Source organism: Devosia sp. (genome assembly GCF_017744655.1).
Classification (GTDB): Bacteria; Pseudomonadota; Alphaproteobacteria; order Rhizobiales; family Devosiaceae; genus Devosia.
The window spans coordinates 208,655-227,695 of record NZ_JAGIAW010000009.1 but is presented as its reverse complement, the minus strand read 5'-3'; the positions used below and the strand labels follow the sequence as shown (position 1 = coordinate 227,695).

Below are 19,041 nucleotides of genomic sequence, written 5' to 3'. Positions count from 1 at the left end.
ATGAACGCCATCGACACTCGCATCGATACCGCCATTCGCGCTGCGGCCTCCGCCATCGTGCTCGACAAGGTCAGCAAGTCCTATGACGGCACCACCCAGGTCATTCCCCCGCTCGATGCGGAACTGCGCGCCGGGGAATTCACCGTCGTCCTCGGCCCCTCGGGCTGTGGTAAGTCCACGCTCATGCAGATGATTGCCGGCCTCGAACGCGTCTCCGGCGGCACCATCAGTTTTGGCGCGCGACAGGTGCAGGATCTTGAACCCAAGGCGCGCGGTTGCGCCATGGTGTTCCAGAATTATGCGCTCTATCCGCATATGAGCGTCTTCGAGAACATCGCCTATAGCCTCAAGGTCGCCGGCATGCCGAAACCCCTGCGGGTGGAGCGCGTCGAGGCGGTGGCAAAAATGCTCGGCCTTTCTGATCTCCTCGCGCGCAAGCCGGGTCAACTGTCCGGCGGCCAGCGCCAGCGCGTCGCCATCGGCCGGGCCATCGTACGCGAGCCCGGCGTGCTGCTCTTTGACGAGCCGCTCAGCAATCTCGACGCCCAGTTGCGCCACGACATGCGCATGGAACTGGCGGAACTGCATCGTCGCATCGGGGCGACCACCGTCTTTGTCACCCATGATCAGGTCGAAGCCATGACGCTGGCCGACCGCATCCTGATCCTCAACAAGGGCCGGATCGAGCAGTTCGATACGCCCAAGGCGATCTACCACCACCCGGCCTCGGTCTTCGTTGCCAAATTCATCGGTGCGCCGCCGATGAATATCGTGCCGGTTACCGGCGACGGTAAAGTGCTGCGGCTCGCCGATGGGCAGGTCTTGGCCGAATGCCCGGTCTTCGGGGATTACCAATTGGGCATCCGTCCGGAAGACATTTTAGTTGGCGAGGGGCCGATCAAGGCGAGCCTGCGCTATCGCGAGGACCTCGGCTCCCACGCCATTCTCGCCGCCGATCTCGGCGGCAATCTCCTCCGCATCGCCACCCCCTTTGGCGCCGATATCGGCGTGGAAGCCAATCTCTCGCTCACCTTCCCGCCTCTGCGTCTCCATCTTTTCGACGCGGAGACCGGCCGTGCCATCCCCGGCGCCTTCAGCGCCCAATGAAAGCAAGACCAATGACTTATAAGGATTTTATCGCTGATCCCGCACGCCGCTGCGCCGTCGTGGCCCATCGCGGCGCCTGGCATGGCGCGCCGGAAAATAGCCTCTCGGCAGTCGAGAATGCCATCGCCATCGGTGTCGACATCGTCGAGCTCGATGTGCGCAAGAGCGCCGACGGCGAACTCTTCCTGATGCATGACGATACCCTGCTGCGCATGGCCGGGATCGACCGCGATGCCGAGACCTTTACCATGGCCGAATTGCAGGCAATTGCCCTCCGCGCCGACGATGGCGGGGAAGGGCGCGCGCTGACCGACCAGCGCATTCCGACGCTGAAACAGGCACTCGAAATTATTCGTGGCCGCATCTTTGCCGATCTCGATTTGAAGGATCGCGGGCTGTTTTCCGAGGTCGCGGCCTGTGCGCGCGACATGGATGCGGCGGAATATGTCGATCTGAAAACCACGGTGATGACGCCGGAGCATGTCGCCTGGGTCAAGGCGCAGGATATTGCCGGCGTACCCTTCATGGCCATGGCGAGCTTTACCGAGAACGGGACCGGCGAGACGCTGGCGGTGCTTTCCGAACTGAAACCGTTCATGAGCGAAATCCGCTTCGATCATATCGATACCATTGCGGCCAATCGCGGGGCCTTCGAGGCGGCCGGCATGGCGCTCTGGAAGAACACGCTCGATATGGTTAGTAGCGGGGAATGGACCGATACGGCGGCACTGACGGACCCGGACAAGATCTGGGGTCGCCTGATCGAAGCCGGGATCAGCGCCATCCAGACTGACCAGCCGGCGGCGCTCAAAGCCTATATCGAGAGACGTGCATGAACGAAATCAGCGACGCGCTGCTCAAAACCCTGATGGCCGATATGCGGGCCGTGGCGAAAGCCGAAATCCTGCCGCGCTTTGAAGCGGTCGCCTCGAGCAGCATGCGGGCCAAGACCGCGCCCGACGATGTCGTCACCGACGCCGATATCTCGGCGGAACACGCGCTGGGTGGGCTGCTTGCCGAGCGGCTTCCGGGGATCGTCGTCGTCGGTGAAGAGGCGGTGTCGGAGGATAGGTCCATCCTCGAACGGATTGGTGCGGCAGAACTCGTGGCTGTCATCGATCCCGTGGACGGCACCTGGAATTTTGCCCATGGCGTGCCGACTTTCGGCTCGATGCTGGCCGTTGTGGCCAATGGCAGAACCATTGCCGGGATCATCCACTATCCGGTCATGGGCGATTTCCTCGTCGCCCGGCCGGGGCAGGGCGCCTGGCATGTCTCGGTTGACGGGGTGATGAACCGTCTTGCGGTGGCCGGGCCGGGGCCGATTTCGGACATGCACGGTTTTGTGCCGCTCCATATGTTCGAGCCGCAATTGCAAGCCGAGATGGCGCCGCGCGTCTTGCGCTTTTCGCGCACGACGACCTGGCGCTGCTCGGCCTGGGAATATCGCATGCTGACGACCGGGGCGATGAGCTTTTGTCTCAATGCCGGCATCATGCCCTGGGATCACGCGGCCGGTGTGCTGATCCATGCCGAGGCCGGCGGCTATGCGGCGCTTGTCAATGGAAAACCCTATCGGCCGACCATGACCGAGGGTTTTCTGCTGACGGCGCCGAACAAGCAGAGCTGGGAGGAGATCAGGCGGGCGCTGTTCGAGGACGTTTAGCGGCGTCGCTGAACTGTCACGGATCATCTCTAGTCAGGCGCGATGACCACGATCACACTCGATGCCGTCGGCAAGTCGTTTGGCGATAGCCGGGCACTTACCGATATTTCGCTGCAGTTTCCTGCGGGGTCGTTCACGGCCCTGCTGGGGCCCTCCGGCTGTGGCAAGACCACGCTGCTTCGGCTCATTGCCGGCTTCGAACAGCCGACGATGGGGGCGGTGCGGTTCGATGGCGATGTCATGGCCGATGGCGCGCGCATGGTGCCGCCGGAGGAGCGCAATCTGGGCATCGTCTTTCAATCCTATGCGCTCTGGCCACATATGGATGTCGCCGCCAATGTCGCCTATCCGCTGAAGGGACGCGGTCTTGGGCGCGACGAAATCGAGCGCCGCACGGCCGAAGCTTTGGCCATGGTTTCGCTCACCGGATATGAGCGCCGCAGCGTCGACGCGCTGTCCGGCGGGCAGCGTCAGCGGGTTGCACTCGCCCGATGCCTCGTCACGGGTACAAAAATCATCCTGCTCGATGAGCCACTGGCCAATCTCGATGTGCACCTGCGCGCCGCCATGCTCGATGTCTTTGCCGATACCCACAAGCGGACCGGCGCCACCATTGTTTTTGTGACGCATGACCAATCCGAAGCCCTCGCGCTGGCCGACACGATTGTCGTGCTCGATGGCGGCCGCGTGCAGCAGATCGGAACGCCCGAAAAGATCTATGCCGAGCCGGCCAATGCCATGGTTGCCGGTTTTGTCGGCCGCGGTTCGCTCGTATCGGCGAGCCATGGTCTTGCTGTTCGCGGTTCGGTTTCTTCCCAAGGCAAGGTGCTTGTGCGGCCCAATGCCGCGCGTCTCACCGAAACCGGCTTGCCCGCATCGGTTCTGCGCCTGCGCTATACCGGCGCGAGTTATGAGACGACGCTTGTCCTTGCCAATGGCGACACGCTCGTCGCCGACCTGCCGACGCGGCGCGTCATTGGCGAAGAGGTGCACGTCACCGTCGACGACGCCTGGAGCGTTCCTGCCTAAACTTAGCGCCAGGGCAGCACGCCTGCCGGCAGTCGCGAACCCAACCGGTTCAGTATCAGAAGCAGGACCACGACCACGAGCACGGTGACAACCGCAATGGCCGAGGCCTGGGTCGAAAGCCCGGCCTCGTCGAGCGAGAACAGGATGACGCCCAGCGTCTCGTTGCGATTGGACCAGAGCAGGGCCGAAACGGTCAGTTCGTTGAAGGCGCTCATGAAGACCAGCAGCGCCCCAGCGACCGCTGCAGGCGCGGCTAGTGGCAGGGTGATGGTCGTAAAGCGGCGCCAGCTTCCGGCTCCGGCAGCGGCTGCCGCCTCGCTCATTTGCGGTGGTATCTGACCAAGAGCGGCATCGACCGGGCGCAAAGCGAGGGCGGCGAAGCGCATGAGATAGGCGACGAGAATGATCCAGGGCGTGTTGTAGAGACTGCCGATCAGCGGCAGGGGCCGCAGAAAAAGCAGGATGCAGGCAATGGCGAGGACAATGCCCGGCAGTGCATAGGGCAGGTCGACAAGGCCATGGAGACCCGAGCGCGCGCGGGAGGGCAGATGGCGAAGGCCGAGTGCCACCGGAACGGCGGAGAGGGCCAGGATCAGTGCTGCAAGGCCCGAGAGATAGAACGAGTTGAAAAAGGCGCGCGTGGTTGAAGCCTGACGCAACAGCACTTCGGCATAGTTGTCGAGCGTCACGGTGGCGAGGCTAAGCCGCACGCCATAGGCGGGCACGAGCGAGGTCGTCACCAGCGCCAGGAGCGGCAGGATGAGAATGATGCCGATCAGCGTCAGTCCTGTGATGGCAGCCGGCCATCCCCAGGTTTTGAGCGCAAACCGCGCCGGCATTCCCCGCGCGATGGCAAAGCCGGCCTTGCTCTGGCCCAGCGACTGCAGGGCAATGCCGGCAATGGCGATGGCGGCGATGACGAGCGATAGCATGGCCACCTGCGGCAAGACGCTGGGGCCGTTGCCCGCCAATTGCTGGTAGATCAGCGTCGCCAGCGTAAAATAGTTGGCGGGCATGCCGAGCAGCGCCGGAATGCCGAAATTGCCGACGCCCGAAACGAAAGCCAGCGCCAGCGCCGCGACGAAATAGGGGCGCAACAGTGGCACGATGACATCAAGCAGGACGCGCCACGGTCTTGCGCCTGCTGCCCGTGCAGCCTCGACATAATCGCGCGGCAGGGCTGTGAGCCCGGCGCGCAGGGTAATGAACACGATGGGCGCGTGCTGGACACCGTAAAGCAGAATAATGCCACCGCGACCCAGCAGGGGATTGGCGGTGCCCGGCGCCGGGGCGAAGCCGAAAGTGCCGAGCAGCGCGCTCGAAGGCCCGAGCAATTGCATATAGGCGAGCGCCGTCACCTGCGGCGCAATCATCAGCGGCAGCAGCAGCAAAAATCCCTGCGCGCGTCGCAGGGGCATGTCGGTCAGCGCGACGAGAAAGGCGAAGGGGGCGCCGATGGCGAGGGCCAGCAGGGCGCCAAAGAGTGAAGTGTCGAGCGTATTGAAAATGGCCTTCTGGGTGGCGCTGCGCATGAGCCGGGCCAAAAGCGGCGCGAAATCTATGCCGCTTGGCCCCACCAGCGCCGTGACCACCAGCCGACCCAGCGGCAGGGCCGCGAGAATGGCGACGACCAGAATGGCCAGCAGGGCGGGAGTGACCCGCCCTGCCAGTTTCGTCATGCCAGAGCCCGTGACCGGGCGCCGGACGTCATGGATAGGCGCTAAAGTCACGCGCGCTTACTGGCCAAAAATTTCGGCAAAATGGTCCTTGTTGGCCTGGTCATTGGCGAGGGCCGCGGCGGCGTCATAGGACAGAACCTTGATTTCCGAGCGGTCAGGATAGCCTGCCGGCAGCGCGACGCCATCGCGCGCCGGGATATAGCCCTGGCTCGTCGCAAGCTGCTGGCCTTCTTCGGAGAGCAGGAAATCGATGAAGAGCTTTGCATTGTCCGGATTTTTGGCCGATTTCAGGATCGCCACCGGCTCGGTGACAGCAGAAACGCCTTCGGTCGGGAACACGAATTTCACCGGTGCGCCCTTGGCGGCTTCGCGGATCGGCATGTAGTCGACGATCATGCCATAGAGCTTTTCGCCGCCGGAAACGGCGGTGAGAATGCCGCCATTGCCGCCGGCGGCCTGGGCGCCATTGGCGGCCAGCGCGCTATAAAAATCCCAGCCTTCGGGCAGGTTTTCGGTGAGCGTGACAGTGTGGATCATGGCGGCGCCCGAGGTCAGCGGGCTCGGCATGGCGATCTGGTTCTGGGCTTCGGGCTTGGTCAGGTCTTCCCAGCTCGCCGGGATCATGGTGGCAGCGGTATTGTAGATGATGCCGGTGGTGATCAGCTTGGTCGAGAAATAGGCGCCGTCTTCGTCATGCAGGCCCTCGGCATAGCCGGTGAGGTCGGCCTCAGGATAGTTGAGCAGCAGGTCTTCGGCCTTGAGCCCTTCCATGGTCACGACATCGGCGATCAGCAGCACGTCCGGCTGCGGGGCGCCGGCTTCCAGTTCCGAACGGAACTTTGCCATGATCTGCGGCGTGCCGTCGCGCACCCAATCGACCTTGATGCCGGGTATTTGGCCATGAAGGCATCGGCCGTCTGCTGCGCATCGGTCTGCGGCTGGCTGGTATAAAGCACCAGCGTGCCGTCCTGGGCCAAAGCGGGGGTGAGGGCAGTGGCCAGCATCAGGCCGGCAGCGAGCAGCATGCGCATTGTGTCGTCTCCGATTGTGCCGCGCCGGGGTCGCGCGACTTGGATGCGGAGGCCTCTAGCCTCTCTGCCTAACCGTTGGATGACAGTGCCGGAGAGGCTCGCCGAGGTGTGTTTCTGAGGTGCTCGCGTATGACGCCTTTATGACGAAGTCGGCAACGAGCTGAGAACTGTTGGTGGTGTAGATATTTCGCGCCATTCCAACAGCTTATCCCCGTTGGCAGGAGATTTTTGATGTCGCCATCCGCCGCGATCGTGCAAGCCAACGTTCCGCCCACCGGCGCCGCTGCCGGACGCCGGGGCGTCGAAGAGTTCCTGCACGGCGAAAATGCCAGCCTCGATCTTCACGTCATCTATCGAAACTGGCGGACGGCCGAGAGGTCGACCCATCTGCCGCTTTATGACGAGGTTGTCCTCGGTCGCACCGGGCGCGCCACAAACCACACGGCGCTCGTGCGCGCCCTCTCCGACGGCACTTTCGTTTTTGCCCATGCCGGCCCAGCCTTCGAGGAATGGATCGGCGAGGAAGCTGCCGGACGGGACATAGAGGCGCTGCGTCCCGATTGCGCCCATGTGCTGCTCGACGGTCTGCAGGAAGCGCTGCGTCAGAAACAGCCCGTGCATCTCGTCGCCTATCCCGAGCGCAGCGGCTATGTCCGCGCCTATGATCTCGTCATTTTTCCGCTGTCGAGCCGATGGGGCGGGCCGCTGCTGCTCGCCTATGCGCGTCCGCGCATGGAAAAATACAGCCTCGTCGATGCGATTTTCGCCTCGACCACGGGCGGCCTCATGGCGCTGGCGCCGGTGCGTGGCAGCGAGGGCGTGGTCGATGATTTCCGGCTCGTCGCGCTGAACCAAGGTGCCGCCGATCTCGTGCGTCAATCGATCGATGCCCTGCGCTGGCAGCGCCTTACCGACCTCTTTCCGCATCTGCGCGGCACCGGGGCCGTCGATCAACTGGTCGAAGCCTGGCGAACCAAGGCGGCCGTCGAATTCGAATTCTCCTATCCCTCCACGCTTGGCGGCGTGCGTTATTTTTCCATGCGCGCCTCGGCCATGGAGGACCTGGTATCGGCCAGCCTGATCGACGTCACCGAAATCCGCAACCGCGAGGAATCCTTCCGCCTGCTGTTTCAGGACAGCCCGCTGCCCATGTTCGTCTATTGCCCCGAAACCATGCAGATGCGCGACGTCAATGCCGTCGCGGTCGAGCATTATGGCTATAGCCGCGAGCAGTTTCTGTCGATGAGCCTCCTCGACATCAGGCCGCAAGAGGAAAGGGAGCGCGTGCGCCAGATCCTGGCGCAGCCGACGATCCCCAGCGATACCGGCGATATCTGGAAGCATCTCAAGGCCGATGGCTCCATCATCGAGGTGCGGGTCTATTCTCGCCAGGTCGATTATCGGGGGCAGCCGGCCCGTCTTGCCGTGGTCGTCGACGTCACCGAACAGCGCAAGACCGAAGCCCGTATCAGCTTCATGGCGCATCACGACGCTCTGACCGCGCTGCCCAATCGCGTGCTGTTCCTCGACGAGCTGCGTCGCACCCTGCGCCATGTCGAACGGCATGATCAGCCGGCGGCGATTCTCTGCATCGACCTCGACTATTTCAAGGACGTCAACGACACGCTCGGCCATCCTGTCGGCGATAAGCTCTTGCAACAGGTCAGCGGACGCCTGCGCGGGGCGCTGCGGGAAAACGATCTCGTCGCCCGTCTCGGCGGCGACGAATTCGCCGTTATCCAGCGCGATCTCGCCGAGCCCGGCGAAGCCGGCATGTTGTCGGACCGGCTGATTTCGGTGCTGTCGCAGCCCTATGACGTCGATGGCCAGATGGTGGTCATTGGCGCCTCGATCGGCATTGCTATGGCGCCCACCGACGGGGAAAGCGCCGATGCGCTGCTGAAAAATGCCGATATGGCGCTCTATCGCGCCAAGGACGAAGGCCGCGGCACTTTCCGCTATTTCCAGCCGGAAATGGATGCGCGGGTAAAGGCGCGCCGGGCGCTGGAGGTCGAATTGCGCCGGGCGCTCATCGTCGGCGAATTTACCCTCCACTACCAGCCCTTCGTTTCCGTCGAGACCGGCAAGATTACCGGCTTTGAGGCGCTACTGCGTTGGAACCATCCGGAGCGCGGCATGGTGCCGCCGATCGAATTCATCCCCTTGGCCGAGGATATCGGCCTTATCGTCCCCATCGGCGAATGGGTGCTGCGCCAGGCCTGCCGGGATGCGGCCGAATGGCCCGATGACATGCGCGTCGCGGTCAATATTTCGGCCGTGCAGTTCAAGGGCCAGAAACTCGCCAATCTCGTGGCTTCGGCGCTGACCATGTCGGGCATAAATCCAGACCGCCTCGAACTCGAAATTACCGAGTCGGTCCTGCTGCATGACAGCGAAGCCAATGTCGCGGTGTTGCACCAGCTCAGGGCCCTTGGCGTACGCATCTCCATGGACGATTTTGGGACGGGCTATTCCTCGCTCTCCTATCTGCGCTCCTTCCCCTTCGACAAGATCAAGATCGACCAGTCCTTCGTGCGCGAAATCGTCGAAAATTCCGGCGATGCGGCCATTGTCAGTGCGGTGGTCGGCATGGGCGTCAGCCTTGGCATTGCGACCACGGCGGAGGGCGTCGAAACTTTCGAGCAGCTCGAGCGCCTGCGGGCTGAGGGGTGTACCGAGGTGCAGGGCTATTATCTCGGCCGGCCCATGCCGGCGGGCGAGGCACAGAAATTGATGGCGCATCAAAGCTGAGCGTCACCAGCCTGTCGTTTGCGGGCTTTAGGTCGGTCATGGCATCATGACCGGAGCCTCTTATGGCCAGCTTTCTACGCCCTCTTGCTTTGCCGCTCTTGCTCCTGGCCGCGGCGCCCGCATTGGCGCAGGACCATGCGCATGATGACCATGAGGCGAGCCTTGGTGCCATCACCGTCATTCATGCCTGGACGCGCGCCACTGCGCGGGGTGAGGATGCTGTCGTCTTCTTCGAAATCGAGAATGCGGGCGAGCCGGTGATGCTGAGTGGGGCGGAAGCCTCCAATTCAGCAAGAGTCGAGGTGGTCGGGGCCACCATGGGCGCGGATGGCACCATGGCCTATCAGTCGGTTGGGGCATTTCAGCTTCCGAGCGGGGCGTTCGATTTCGATCCGAGCGGATTGGGCCTGCGGCTCAACGACCTGACTGCTGATCTGAAGCAGGGCGATCATTTTGCGCTGCACCTGCTGATCGGCGATGGCGAGCTGGAGATCAGCGTCGAGGTGGAAGCTGCGGATACCGTGGCGCATAGCCATGCCGGGCATAGCCACTGATTAGCGCAAAGCGTCGACCACGGGTCGCCGATAGATGATCAGCGCTGGCACCACCGCGAGGAGGAGGCCGAGCCCGACCAGCGTGCCGACGAGCGACAGTTCCCGCGCGCCGATTTCGGCGCGCATGGCGACGCCGGTCGATTGCGCCAAGAGATCAGAAACAACAGCCGCGGCACCCCAGCCCAACGCGAGGCCCGCAATGGCGCCGGTGACGACGATGGCGGCGACATAGATCCAGACCGTCGCGAAAATAAACAGCGGCGAGGCGCCCAGCGCGCGCAACACGGCAAAGCGTTGCCGCTGCAGATCGAGGATGGCGACCACTCCAGCCAGAATGGCAGCGACCACCAGCGCCTGGGCCGCGAGCGTCAACCCGCTCATGATCGCTGTCGCGTCGCCGAGGAGGGCATAGAGCTCCACCAGCACTTCGGCAGGAAAGAACGCGGTCGACTGCGGCGTGCGATAGGCAGCGCGCAAGCCGTAGGCAGCCGCGACCTCCTTCGGTTTTACCACCACTGCCGGCAGGCCGGGCAGGGCATCGGGATCGAAGGGCGCTCCGATATGAGTGTCTTCCGGCAGATGGCCGGTGCCGAGGCCATGCGCCACCCAGTTGTATTCGATGGGCACCACAATGGCGCGATCCCATGGCGTGCCCGTGGGCTGCATGCGACCAACAATGGTGATGTGCGGATGATCGCCATCACCGCCCGGAACGGCCTCACCCGCCTCGATGGCATCCGCCGCGGCATCCGCATCGGTGCCTGTCGCGCCACCATGGCCATGCGAGACTTCGAGCTCATCTCCGACGGAATGGGGAGATAGTGCGCCCACCACCGCTTCATCGACCTTTGCAAAGAGCCGGCCTTCCGCAAGACCACCCGAAAGGTGATCGACAAAAGGCGCGACGGTGCCGACGACGGGATCATTGCCGATGGCATCGCCAAAGCCGATCGGCGCGACAAAGTCGGCTTCAGTTTCTTCAAACAGCAGGCGCGTGATGGCCGGGTCCAGTAGTTCGACGGCCGTGGGATCGAGATAGACCGTCGAGAACAGCACATCGTTGTGGCTGCCGGGCGCCGCGACGATCAGATCGAACTTGTCCGCCGCCCGCGCGCTGCCCACGCGTAGCGCGCGCTCCTGCGCCGAAATGGCAATGCCCAGGGCCACGGCCAGCGCCACGATCAGCAGGAACAAAACAGCGGTAAAACTGTTGCGGCGCAGCGAGGCCCAGGCAATGGGAAAGGGGTTCATGGCGCTGGTTCCCTTTTGCCATGGTCGAGCTGCACTGTTTGGTCGGCGAGGGTCTTGAGCGTCGGGTCGTGGGTCGCGACGACAACGGTGCGACCGTCTTCGCGGGCGAGGCGTTGCAGCACGGCGGCGACGGTTTCGCCCGTGGCCGCGTCGAGGCTGGCCGTCGGCTCATCGGCAAAAATCACGCTGGGGTCGCCGATCAGGGCCCGGGCGATGGCGACACGCTGCTGCTGGCCGCGCGAGAGTTTTGCGACACTGTCGCGCTCGGCCGGCACATCGAGCTGGCGCAACAGGTCGAGTGCGCGTTGTCTTTTTGCATTGGCGGAAAAGCGGTCGAGCCAGATGGGCACCAGTACATTGTCGAGCGGGCTCATTTCCTCGATGAGGTGAAAATTCTGGAAGATGAAGCCGGCCTGTTTGCGGCGCCAGCGGTCGCGCTGGCTTTCGCCCAGAAGTGCAATATCGGCCCAGGCCCAGGCGATGGAGCCGGTATCGGGGCGGAGGAGTCCGGAGAGCAGGTAGAGCAGGGTAGATTTGCCCGAGCCCGAGGCGCCCGAGAGCACGGTCAGCGTGCCCGGCGCTATGGCGAGGGCGGGCAGGTCGATGACATCGGCGCCGGCAAAGGCGAGGCGCAGGCCGGACACGGCCAGAGGCAATCCCGGCATAAAAAAGCTCAGAGAATGGTGTAATTGGTGTCGAGCAGGCGCACCTTGCTGACAAACCCGGTCGGCCCGTCCGTCTCGATGCCGGTATCGAAGGTGCCTTCGACGCGGATGAGATTGGAAAAGCGCGTAAACTTCATGTCGCCCTCGAAATAGGAGAGCACGATATCGTTCGGCCAATCCGTTGCGTCGTCGCAAAAGGGGCAGGTGGCCATCGGCGTCTTGGTCAACACGAAAAAATTGATCTCGGGCTTCAGCGGCGGCGCCATATAGCCGGTCATGGCGATGCGCTGGCCTTCGAGCGCGATAGCCTGGTCCGAAAGGTCCTTGCCGCGCGAATACATATCGCGGAAACGCAGGGAGGGGAGGTCGGCAAAGGCGGGCTTGGCGGCGAGGAGCGTGCCTGCCGCAGCAAGGCCGACGACGAAGTGGCGTCGTTGCATGTCTTTTGTCCTCTTCTTCGTCTGCTTTGACCTCTTGGACCCTGCGTCATTCCCGCGAAAGCGGGAATCTCACTTGGTCGAGGGTTGGATTCCCGCTTTCGCGGGAATGACGCCGTGCGAGGAGAATAAGCCCAAGGCATCCCCAGCGTGTGACACTCACGGCCTCGTGAAAAGCAAATGGCCGCCGAAGAACCGGCGGCCACCTGCGGGGTCAAAAGATTACTTGGCGGCGTTGAGGCCCACGGCCTTCGCCATGACGTGGTAGATCAGGTTCTGTTCGATCACGCCGTCAAAAAGATAGGCCTGCGGGCCCTGGGCGAAGACGGCGACGTCGTCGCCGGCATGGCTTTCCGAACCCATCGGGATCAGGGCCTGCTGCAGGAAGTCGATGTCGGTGGTGTCGACTTCGGTGAGGTCGGCGCGCTGCAGGGCGGCGCGGACTTCCTCGCCCGACATGGCGGTGACATCGGCACCTTCTTCGAGGGTCTTGGCGCCCGGACCGTTCATGTAGCCGAGAGTGGTGTACGGCAGGCCATCGTCACCCGTGCCGGCAATGCCCAGGATCGGGTTATTGCGGGTCGGGTAGCCAGCGATCGAGAAGACGTGGCTGTGATCGGCGGTGAGCAGGATCAGCGTTTCTTCCGGGTTCACGGCTTCATAGGCAGCCTTCATAGCTTCCGAAACGGCGATCGCGTCGGTAAGGGCGCGAGCGGCATTGCCGGCATGGTGCGCGTGGTCGACCCGGCCGCCTTCCACCATCAGCACGAAGCCGTCTTCGTTCTTTTCGAGGATTTCGATGGCCTTGGTGGTCATTTCGGCGATCGAGGGTTCGCCACCGGCATCCGATTCACGGTCGGCTTCATACTGCATGTGCGAGCCGTTGAAGAGGCCCAGAACATGGCTGGTGTCGGCGGTGAGCGCGTCAAAGCCTTCCTTGTTCCAGACATATTGGCCGTCATTGTACTTGGCCTGCCAGTCGGCGATCAGGTCGCGTTCCTTACGGGCGCCGGTACGAGTCTCGTCTTCCGGATCCTTCTGGCTGTCGAGCATGAAGTTGGCGCGGCCACCGCCGAACACGACCTCAAAACCGTCGCCGAACGACCAGTCGACAAGCTGTGCGGCGATATCGGCACACTTGCCGACGGCGTCTTCAGGTAGGCTCTTGTCGTTTTCCCAGTCGCGACCGACGGTGTGCGCATAGGCAGCAGCCGGGGTGGCGTGGGTGATGCGGGCGGTCGAGATGATGCCGGTGGCAAGACCAGCTTCTTCGGCCTGTTCGAAGATCGACATGGTGGTCGAGCCGGCCTGGGTCGAGCAGTCTTCGAGCACGGCGGTCTGGTCGACGCCGATGGTGCCGTTGAGCGACTTGATGCCCGAAGTGATGGCGGTGGCGGTCGGCGCGGAATCGGCGACCTGGCTGTCATGGGTATAGGTTTTGACGAGGGCCGTGTGCGGCAGGAGGGTTTCGAAGGCGAGCGAGTGGCTTTCGCCGTCGACGCCAGCCAACTGGCCTTCGTGGATACGGGCAGCGGTGATGGTCGGGATGGAGAGACCGTCAACGATGAACATGATGACGTTCTTGGCCTTGCCGGTATTCGGCTTGACCGCTTCCTTGGCGGCGAGCTGTTCCTGGGCGGCCAGGAAGTAGCTGTCATCGGCCTGCGGCACGGCAGTCTGGGCCAGAACCGGCAGAGTCAGGGCGATCGTCGAAACGCTGGCGATAAGAGCCCGGGAGAGCTTGACCATGATGTTCACCTTCTTGGGTTGGAGCGTCCGGGCAGCGGCAAGGCCGGCCCGTTCATCAACCCATTAGACCGGCCATATGACATGGAAATGTAGTTACGTCATAACGTTACGAAGGGTCTGTGATGTAATCTTGTAACGGGGAAAATGGTGGGAGGCGTCGACTCATCCCCTTGGCGGCGTTCGGGAATGTCATCGGTCATTCACGCCGCTGTGATGGCGGCGACATCACCCTTGGATAGTCGAGAGCATCCACTTTTCCCGGAGAGAACCATGCTCAAAGCGCTCGCCCTTGGTGTCAGCCTCAGCCTCCTCGCATCCCTGTCCATGGCTCAAGACACCGCCGAAGGTCCGGCCAAGTTTGAAGCCGTGCTCAAGGCCAATGCCCAGTTGCCGGCCCAGACTTTCCTGCCCGCTCCCATGGATGCGCCGGCCGGTCTCCAGATGTCCGGCCGTTTCACCTCGGGCACCCGCGTCGAGACGCCCTATGGCTGGGCCAATCCGGCTTCCGGCATTGCCATGCCGTTCCCCGGCCAGCCCCTCCAGGGCATGAGCGGCGTGCGTTCGCTCGGCGAAGATCGCTTCCTGTTCCTCACCGACAACGGATTTGGCAACAAGGCCAATTCGTCCGACGCCATGCTCATGTTCAACATCCTGAAAATGGATTGGGAAGCGGGCAAGGTCGGTATCGAAAAGACCATTTTCCTCAAGGACCCGAACCGCGTCGTGCCCTTCCCGATCGTCACCGAGCACAGCGAGAGCCGCTATCTCACCGGCGCCGATTTCGATCCTGAATCCATTCAGCCGGTTGGCGACAACTACTGGATCGGCGACGAGTTCGGCCCCTGGCTGATCGAAGTCGATGCCGAAGGCGTGGTGCTGCAAGTTGTAAAAACCAATCCCGGTGGCGTCGACTACAAGTCGCCCGACAATCAGTTCACCTCCCAGCCCGCCGCCGGCGCTGTGGTGACCGGCATCAATACCGGCCGCTCCGGCGGCTATGAAGGAATGGCGCAGTCGATGGATGGCATCACGCTCTATCCGCTGCTCGAAAAGCCCTTCTTCGACGAGGCTTCGGGTGCGCTCGAAACCATCGGCGACAAGACCGTGCTGCGCGTTCTCGAATTCAACGTGGCCGATGCCACCTGGAGCGATACCGTTCGCTACTATCCGCTCGAAGACGCCGGCAATGCCATTGGCGACTTCAACATCTTTGAGGGCACGCGCGGCCTGATCATCGAGCGCGACAATAATGAAGGCGACGATGGCCGCGAAAAGTCCGCTGCCTTCAAGCGCATCTATCTCGTCGATCTCGCCCGGACCGACGAAAACGGCGTGCTCGAAAAGATCGCCTATATCGACCTGATGGACATTCAGGATCCGGAAGCGCTGGCGCCGCGCGGCAGCAAGGACGGGGTTTTCACCTTCCCCTTCGTCACCATCGAAGACGTTGATCTGGTCGACGCAACCACCATCGTTGTTGCCAATGACAATAACTATCCCGGTTCGACCGGCCGTGAAGCCGGCCGTGCCGACGACAACGAATATATTCTCCTCGACGTCGCCGACTTCCTCAAGGCCGAGTAATCACGCTATCGAACCGGAGGAGGGTGCTCACGCCCTTCTCCGGCCTCTCTTGCCAACCCCATCTGTGCCCGCCTATGCCGCTAGCGATGGAAATCGGTAGAGGCGGGGAAAGCGATGCAGGCCAGCATTCTGGTCGTCGATGATGATCCCGATATTCGCATGGTGGTCCGGGTCGCGCTGGAAAAGGCCGGCATGCAGGTCCGGGAAGCGGCCGGCGGGCTGCTTGCGCTCGACGCGGTGCGCCAGGGCAATGTGGATCTCGTCGTCCTTGATGTCGGCATGCCGGGTATGGACGGCTTTGCCTGCTGCAGGGCTATTCGCGCCATGTCGCGCCTGCCGGTGCTGTTCCTGACCGCGCAGGACGATGAAATCGACCGGGTGCTGGGCTTTGAGCTGGGCGCCGACGATTATGTCACGAAACCCTTTTCGCCGCGCGAACTGGTCTTGCGCATCAAGGCCATATTGGCGCGCGGCCGGCCGGACGAAAACCCCGTGCAGGGCCATGGCGATCTGCGCGTCGATGCCGGCAGGCATGTCTGCACATTGGGCGGTCGTGTGCTTGATCTGACGGCAACGGAGTTTGCCGTGCTGAAAATGCTGCTCGATCACGAGGATCGGGTGGTCGATCGCAACAGGCTGATCGACGCGGTTTTTGGCGGCAACGCCAACCTCTCGGGGCGAACGGTGGATAGCCATGTGCGCAATATCCGGGCCAAGGCGGCGGCGCTTGGTTATGCCGATGTGGTGCAGACGGTGCGCGGCGTGGGGCTGCGGCTGGGCTCCTGCATCAACGGGTCGGGCCCGGCGTGAGCACGGTCCTACGAAAATGGCGCCCGTCCATGGCGCTGGTCGTGCTGGTCCTCTGCGCGAGCCTTCTCGCCGTGCCGGTTCTGGCCCTGCTGGCGCTGCAGATCGGCACCAACTGGTTCGTTCGCGAAACCGAATCCTCGCTGCTCAAGCAGGCCGCCCTTTATGCGGCGGCCTATGCCGAGGCTTTTGAGGCGGAGGGCGGCGATGATCCCATTCCGGGATACTACCTGCCGCCCGACAAGCGCGTGTTCTGGAGCGCCAGGACGCGGACATTCCAGTCCTTTCTCAACCTGCGCAGCAATGAGATCGAGCCCGTCCGCCCCGATGGCGTGGCGAGCCAGGCGCGGCTTGGTCCACGCTACGAGGCCATTGCCGGGGCACTGGGCGCGCTTGAAGAGCGGGCGGGACGGACGACGCTCTCGAGCGTGGTCTTTCTCGATTTCCAGGGGCTGGATCTCCTGGCCGCAACGCCCATGAGCTTTGCCGGCGTGCCCGAGGTCGAAAAGGCCTTGCGCGGCGAGGTGGGGGCGGCCCTGCGCTGGCGCAGCGATGCCGATGCGCGCTGGTCTTTCCTGTCCTTGAGCCGTGGCGCGGGATTTAGGGTTCTCGTGGCCTATCCCGTCATCAGCGCCAACCGGGTGATCGGCGCCATCTATATCTCGCGCACGCCGCCGCAGCTCGAAAGCTATTTTTCCCAAGAGGGCCTCGCCTTTCTGGCATTGGTCGGGGTGACGCTGTTGGGGGCGCTGGTCATGGGCACGTTTCTGGTGCGGGTTTTGCTGCGCCCCTTGCAGGCCCTGCGCGATCAGTCTCGTCTGGTCGCCAGGGGAGCACATGATGATCTCGCCCCGCTCGACCACTATGGCATGCGGGAAATCGCCGAACTGGGCGAGGCGGTGATGACCATGGCCGCCAGCCTTTCGCGACGCGGCAAGGAAATCGGCATCTATACCAATCACGTGACGCATGAATTGAAGTCGCCGGTGACAACCATTGTCGGGGCGGCGGAACTGCTCGAAGACGACGACCTGCCTGAAGACGTGCGGCAAAAGCTGATCGCCACCATCAAGGGGCAGGGCGAGCGGATGGGCAAGCTGCTCGACCAGTTGCGGGAGATTACGCGCGCCCGTCAGTACCTCCCCGGCAAACCCGGCCTGTTGCGGGAGATGCTGCCGGAAATTCCGGGACTGGAGATTGTTCTGAGCGACGGGCAGGCGGTGCTGCCGCTCTCGGTGACCCATGGCCAGACCATTCTGGCGCATCTGGCGCAGAATGCCCGCCATCACGGCGCGGAACGGATGAAACTCGATTGGAACGGCACGGTGTTGCGCGTGTCCGACAATGGTACCGGCTTTGCCGATGTCGATCTCTCGCGTCTGGGCGAACCCTTTTTCACCACGCGCCGCGAACTGGGCGGCACAGGGCTCGGGCTGGCCATCGTCATGGCGATCCTTGAACTCTATGGCGCGAGGCTGGTGCCTTTGCGGGGCGATGGGGGTGCTGTGTTCGATATTGCCTTTCCGCCCAGCTGATCCCTGCACGCGATCTGCACCAAGGCTGCACCACTTCGCGGGCGAAGCAATGTCGGGTTGGCGCTAGACCGTCGAGCACAGGCGGCGCCTCGGGCCGCCGCACTTGATAGGAAATCCGATGCACCCAAAACTCTCGCTTGGCCTCATCGTCGCGCTGGCCGCTCTTTTGCCCGGCGCTTCCGTCCTCGCCTGGGACAATCCCGCCGACCGCTATGACAAGGCCTATGAGCCCTATGAGAATGCGACGTGCCCGATCGCCGATGACGGCATAGCGCATTTCGTCTATTTCAGTCGGGATCGCGAGGCCATCCGCGATCATGCCTTGCTGGAGAATGCCCGCTTTGCCGGCGCGCAGATCATGTATTCCTGGCGCCAGCTCGAGCCGAGCGAGGGGCAGTATGATTTTTCCGCCATCGAGGATGATCTCAGCTATCTCGCCCAATATGGCAAAAAACTCTTCGTCCAACTCCAGGATGCTTCGTTCTCGCCCCAGTACAAGCCGGTGCCCGACTATCTGCTGTCCGACGAATATGATGGCGGCATGAGCGAGCAGCGGGCCGAGGACGGCACGGTCGAAGGTTGGGTAGCCAAGCGCTGGAATGGGAAAGTGGAAGCTCGGTTTGCGGCTCTGCTGGCGGCGCTGGGCGCCCAGTTCGATGGCCGCATCGAGGGGGTCAATCTGCAGGAAACCGCGATCGGGGTTTCGGCTGAAAGCGATGCTTCGTTTTCACCGGAGCTTTATGTGGAAGGGCTCAAGGCCAATATGCGGGCGCTCAAGGCAGCATTTCCGCAATCGGTGACCATGCTCTACGCCAATTTCATGCCCGGTGAATGGCTGCCCTGGGAAGACAAGGGCTATCTGCGCGGACTCTATGAATTCGGCAATGAAATCGGGGTGGGCCTCGGGGCGCCGGACCTGATGGTCACCAAGAGAGGCCAGCTCAATCACGCGCTCGCCATGATGCATGAGAGCGAGTTCGCCGTGTCGCTCGGCATTGCGGTTCAGGACGGCAATTATATCGGGGAAACCGGCACGGCCCGCGACATCGGCGCCCACAAGAACCTGGTGCCCATGCTGCATGGCTTTGCCAAGGCGTTTCTGGGGGTCGACTATATGTTCTGGGTCGATCAGAAGCCGTATTTTGCCGAGGACGTCTTGCCCTGCTTCGGCGACTAGCAAGGCCGGCGCCCGGCCA

At 63.0% G+C, this 19,041-nt stretch carries 15 protein-coding genes and 1 pseudogene; 10 read left to right on the top strand and 6 right to left on the bottom strand.

The features are described 5' to 3' along the window. From J7557_RS17440 to J7557_RS17425, 4 genes are read left to right on the top strand one after another with little or no spacing between them, the layout of a single operon-like run. On the top strand, positions 1-1,107 hold the full coding sequence (locus tag J7557_RS17440) for an ABC transporter ATP-binding protein (protein ID WP_291421314.1): 1,107 nt from the start codon (positions 1-3) through the stop codon (positions 1,105-1,107). Positions 1,108-1,118: 11 nt separating this feature from the next. Continuing rightward, positions 1,119-1,943, top strand: a complete 825-nt coding sequence (locus tag J7557_RS17435; RefSeq protein ID WP_291421313.1) for a glycerophosphodiester phosphodiesterase family protein — start codon at positions 1,119-1,121, stop codon at positions 1,941-1,943. After that, a complete protein-coding gene (locus J7557_RS17430) occupies positions 1,940-2,773 on the top strand; it encodes an inositol monophosphatase (protein WP_291421312.1) in 834 nt (277 codons plus the stop codon). The genes J7557_RS17435 and J7557_RS17430 overlap by 4 nt, the downstream gene beginning before the upstream one ends. 42 nt (positions 2,774-2,815) lie before the next feature. Then, positions 2,816-3,802, top strand: a complete 987-nt coding sequence (locus tag J7557_RS17425; RefSeq protein WP_291421311.1) for an ABC transporter ATP-binding protein — start codon at positions 2,816-2,818, stop codon at positions 3,800-3,802. 2 nt (positions 3,803-3,804) lie between these two features. Here the strand turns inward: J7557_RS17425 and J7557_RS17420 are convergent, their stop codons facing one another. Both J7557_RS17420 and J7557_RS17415 read right to left on the bottom strand, forming a co-directional pair. Next, complete coding sequence (locus J7557_RS17420; RefSeq protein ID WP_291421310.1) at positions 3,805-5,481, bottom strand: iron ABC transporter permease; 1,677 nt, start codon at positions 5,479-5,481, stop codon at positions 3,805-3,807. 57 nt (positions 5,482-5,538) lie between these two features. Next, positions 5,539-6,512, bottom strand: a pseudogene (locus tag J7557_RS17415) (ABC transporter substrate-binding protein). A gap of 231 nt (positions 6,513-6,743) precedes the next feature. On the opposite strand from J7557_RS17415, the gene J7557_RS17410 reads away from it, so the two are divergent. Beyond that, positions 6,744-9,263 (top strand): EAL domain-containing protein, encoded by a 2,520-nt coding sequence (locus J7557_RS17410; protein ID WP_291421309.1) that lies wholly within the window; start codon positions 6,744-6,746, stop codon positions 9,261-9,263. A gap of 62 nt (positions 9,264-9,325) precedes the next feature. Continuing rightward, positions 9,326-9,817, top strand: a complete 492-nt coding sequence (locus J7557_RS17405; RefSeq protein ID WP_291421308.1) for a copper chaperone PCu(A)C — start codon at positions 9,326-9,328, stop codon at positions 9,815-9,817. Here J7557_RS17405 and J7557_RS17400 read toward each other — a convergent pair whose 3' ends face one another. The 4 genes from J7557_RS17400 to J7557_RS17385 form a co-directional block, all read right to left on the bottom strand. Next, positions 9,818-11,068 (bottom strand): FtsX-like permease family protein, encoded by a 1,251-nt coding sequence (locus J7557_RS17400; RefSeq protein ID WP_291421307.1) that lies wholly within the window; start codon positions 11,066-11,068, stop codon positions 9,818-9,820. Continuing rightward, entirely contained in the window at positions 11,065-11,733 is a 669-nt protein-coding gene (locus J7557_RS17395) for an ABC transporter ATP-binding protein (RefSeq protein WP_291421306.1), read from the bottom strand. The genes J7557_RS17400 and J7557_RS17395 overlap by 4 nt, the downstream gene beginning before the upstream one ends. 8 nt (positions 11,734-11,741) lie before the next feature. Then, complete coding sequence (locus tag J7557_RS17390; RefSeq protein WP_291421305.1) at positions 11,742-12,173, bottom strand: hypothetical protein; 432 nt, start codon at positions 12,171-12,173, stop codon at positions 11,742-11,744. A gap of 219 nt (positions 12,174-12,392) precedes the next feature. After that, positions 12,393-13,919, bottom strand: coding sequence for an alkaline phosphatase (locus tag J7557_RS17385; protein WP_291421304.1), 1,527 nt, complete (start codon positions 13,917-13,919; stop codon positions 12,393-12,395). 270 nt (positions 13,920-14,189) lie between these two features. Between J7557_RS17385 and J7557_RS17380 the strand changes: the two genes are divergently transcribed. The 4 genes from J7557_RS17380 to J7557_RS17365 all read left to right on the top strand — a co-directional run bounded on the left by J7557_RS17380 (position 14,190) and on the right by J7557_RS17365 (position 19,022). Then, positions 14,190-15,503, top strand: a complete 1,314-nt coding sequence (locus J7557_RS17380; RefSeq protein WP_291421303.1) for an esterase-like activity of phytase family protein — start codon at positions 14,190-14,192, stop codon at positions 15,501-15,503. 114 nt (positions 15,504-15,617) lie between these two features. Beyond that, positions 15,618-16,313, top strand: a complete 696-nt coding sequence (locus J7557_RS17375; protein ID WP_291421302.1) for a response regulator transcription factor — start codon at positions 15,618-15,620, stop codon at positions 16,311-16,313. Continuing rightward, on the top strand, positions 16,310-17,845 hold the full coding sequence (locus tag J7557_RS17370; RefSeq protein ID WP_291421301.1) for a histidine kinase dimerization/phospho-acceptor domain-containing protein: 1,536 nt from the start codon (positions 16,310-16,312) through the stop codon (positions 17,843-17,845). Before J7557_RS17375 ends, J7557_RS17370 begins: the two co-directional genes overlap by 4 nt. Before the next feature lie 118 nt (positions 17,846-17,963). Continuing rightward, positions 17,964-19,022 (top strand): hypothetical protein, encoded by a 1,059-nt coding sequence (locus tag J7557_RS17365; protein ID WP_291421300.1) that lies wholly within the window; start codon positions 17,964-17,966, stop codon positions 19,020-19,022. The last annotated feature ends 19 nt before the right edge of the window (positions 19,023-19,041 follow it).

Excerpts from the sequence above, each read along its gene's own strand:
- J7557_RS17440 (WP_291421314.1), top strand. The coding sequence starts at position 1 with ATGAACGCCATCGACACTCGCATCGATACCGCCATTCGCGCTGCGGCC.
- J7557_RS17435 (WP_291421313.1), top strand. The coding sequence starts at position 1,119 with ATGACTTATAAGGATTTTATCGCTGATCCCGCACGCCGCTGCGCCGTC.
- J7557_RS17430 (WP_291421312.1), top strand. The coding sequence starts at position 1,940 with ATGAACGAAATCAGCGACGCGCTGCTCAAAACCCTGATGGCCGATATG.
- J7557_RS17425 (WP_291421311.1), top strand. The coding sequence starts at position 2,816 with ATGACCACGATCACACTCGATGCCGTCGGCAAGTCGTTTGGCGATAGC.
- J7557_RS17420 (WP_291421310.1), bottom strand. The coding sequence starts at position 5,481 with ATGACGAAACTGGCAGGGCGGGTCACTCCCGCCCTGCTGGCCATTCTG.
- J7557_RS17410 (WP_291421309.1), top strand. The coding sequence starts at position 6,744 with ATGTCGCCATCCGCCGCGATCGTGCAAGCCAACGTTCCGCCCACCGGC.
- J7557_RS17405 (WP_291421308.1), top strand. The coding sequence starts at position 9,326 with ATGGCCAGCTTTCTACGCCCTCTTGCTTTGCCGCTCTTGCTCCTGGCC.
- J7557_RS17400 (WP_291421307.1), bottom strand. The coding sequence starts at position 11,068 with ATGAACCCCTTTCCCATTGCCTGGGCCTCGCTGCGCCGCAACAGTTTT.
- J7557_RS17395 (WP_291421306.1), bottom strand. The coding sequence starts at position 11,733 with ATGCCGGGATTGCCTCTGGCCGTGTCCGGCCTGCGCCTCGCCTTTGCC.
- J7557_RS17390 (WP_291421305.1), bottom strand. The coding sequence starts at position 12,173 with ATGCAACGACGCCACTTCGTCGTCGGCCTTGCTGCGGCAGGCACGCTC.
- J7557_RS17385 (WP_291421304.1), bottom strand. The coding sequence starts at position 13,919 with ATGGTCAAGCTCTCCCGGGCTCTTATCGCCAGCGTTTCGACGATCGCC.
- J7557_RS17380 (WP_291421303.1), top strand. The coding sequence starts at position 14,190 with ATGCTCAAAGCGCTCGCCCTTGGTGTCAGCCTCAGCCTCCTCGCATCC.
- J7557_RS17375 (WP_291421302.1), top strand. The coding sequence starts at position 15,618 with ATGCAGGCCAGCATTCTGGTCGTCGATGATGATCCCGATATTCGCATG.
- J7557_RS17365 (WP_291421300.1), top strand. The coding sequence starts at position 17,964 with ATGCACCCAAAACTCTCGCTTGGCCTCATCGTCGCGCTGGCCGCTCTT.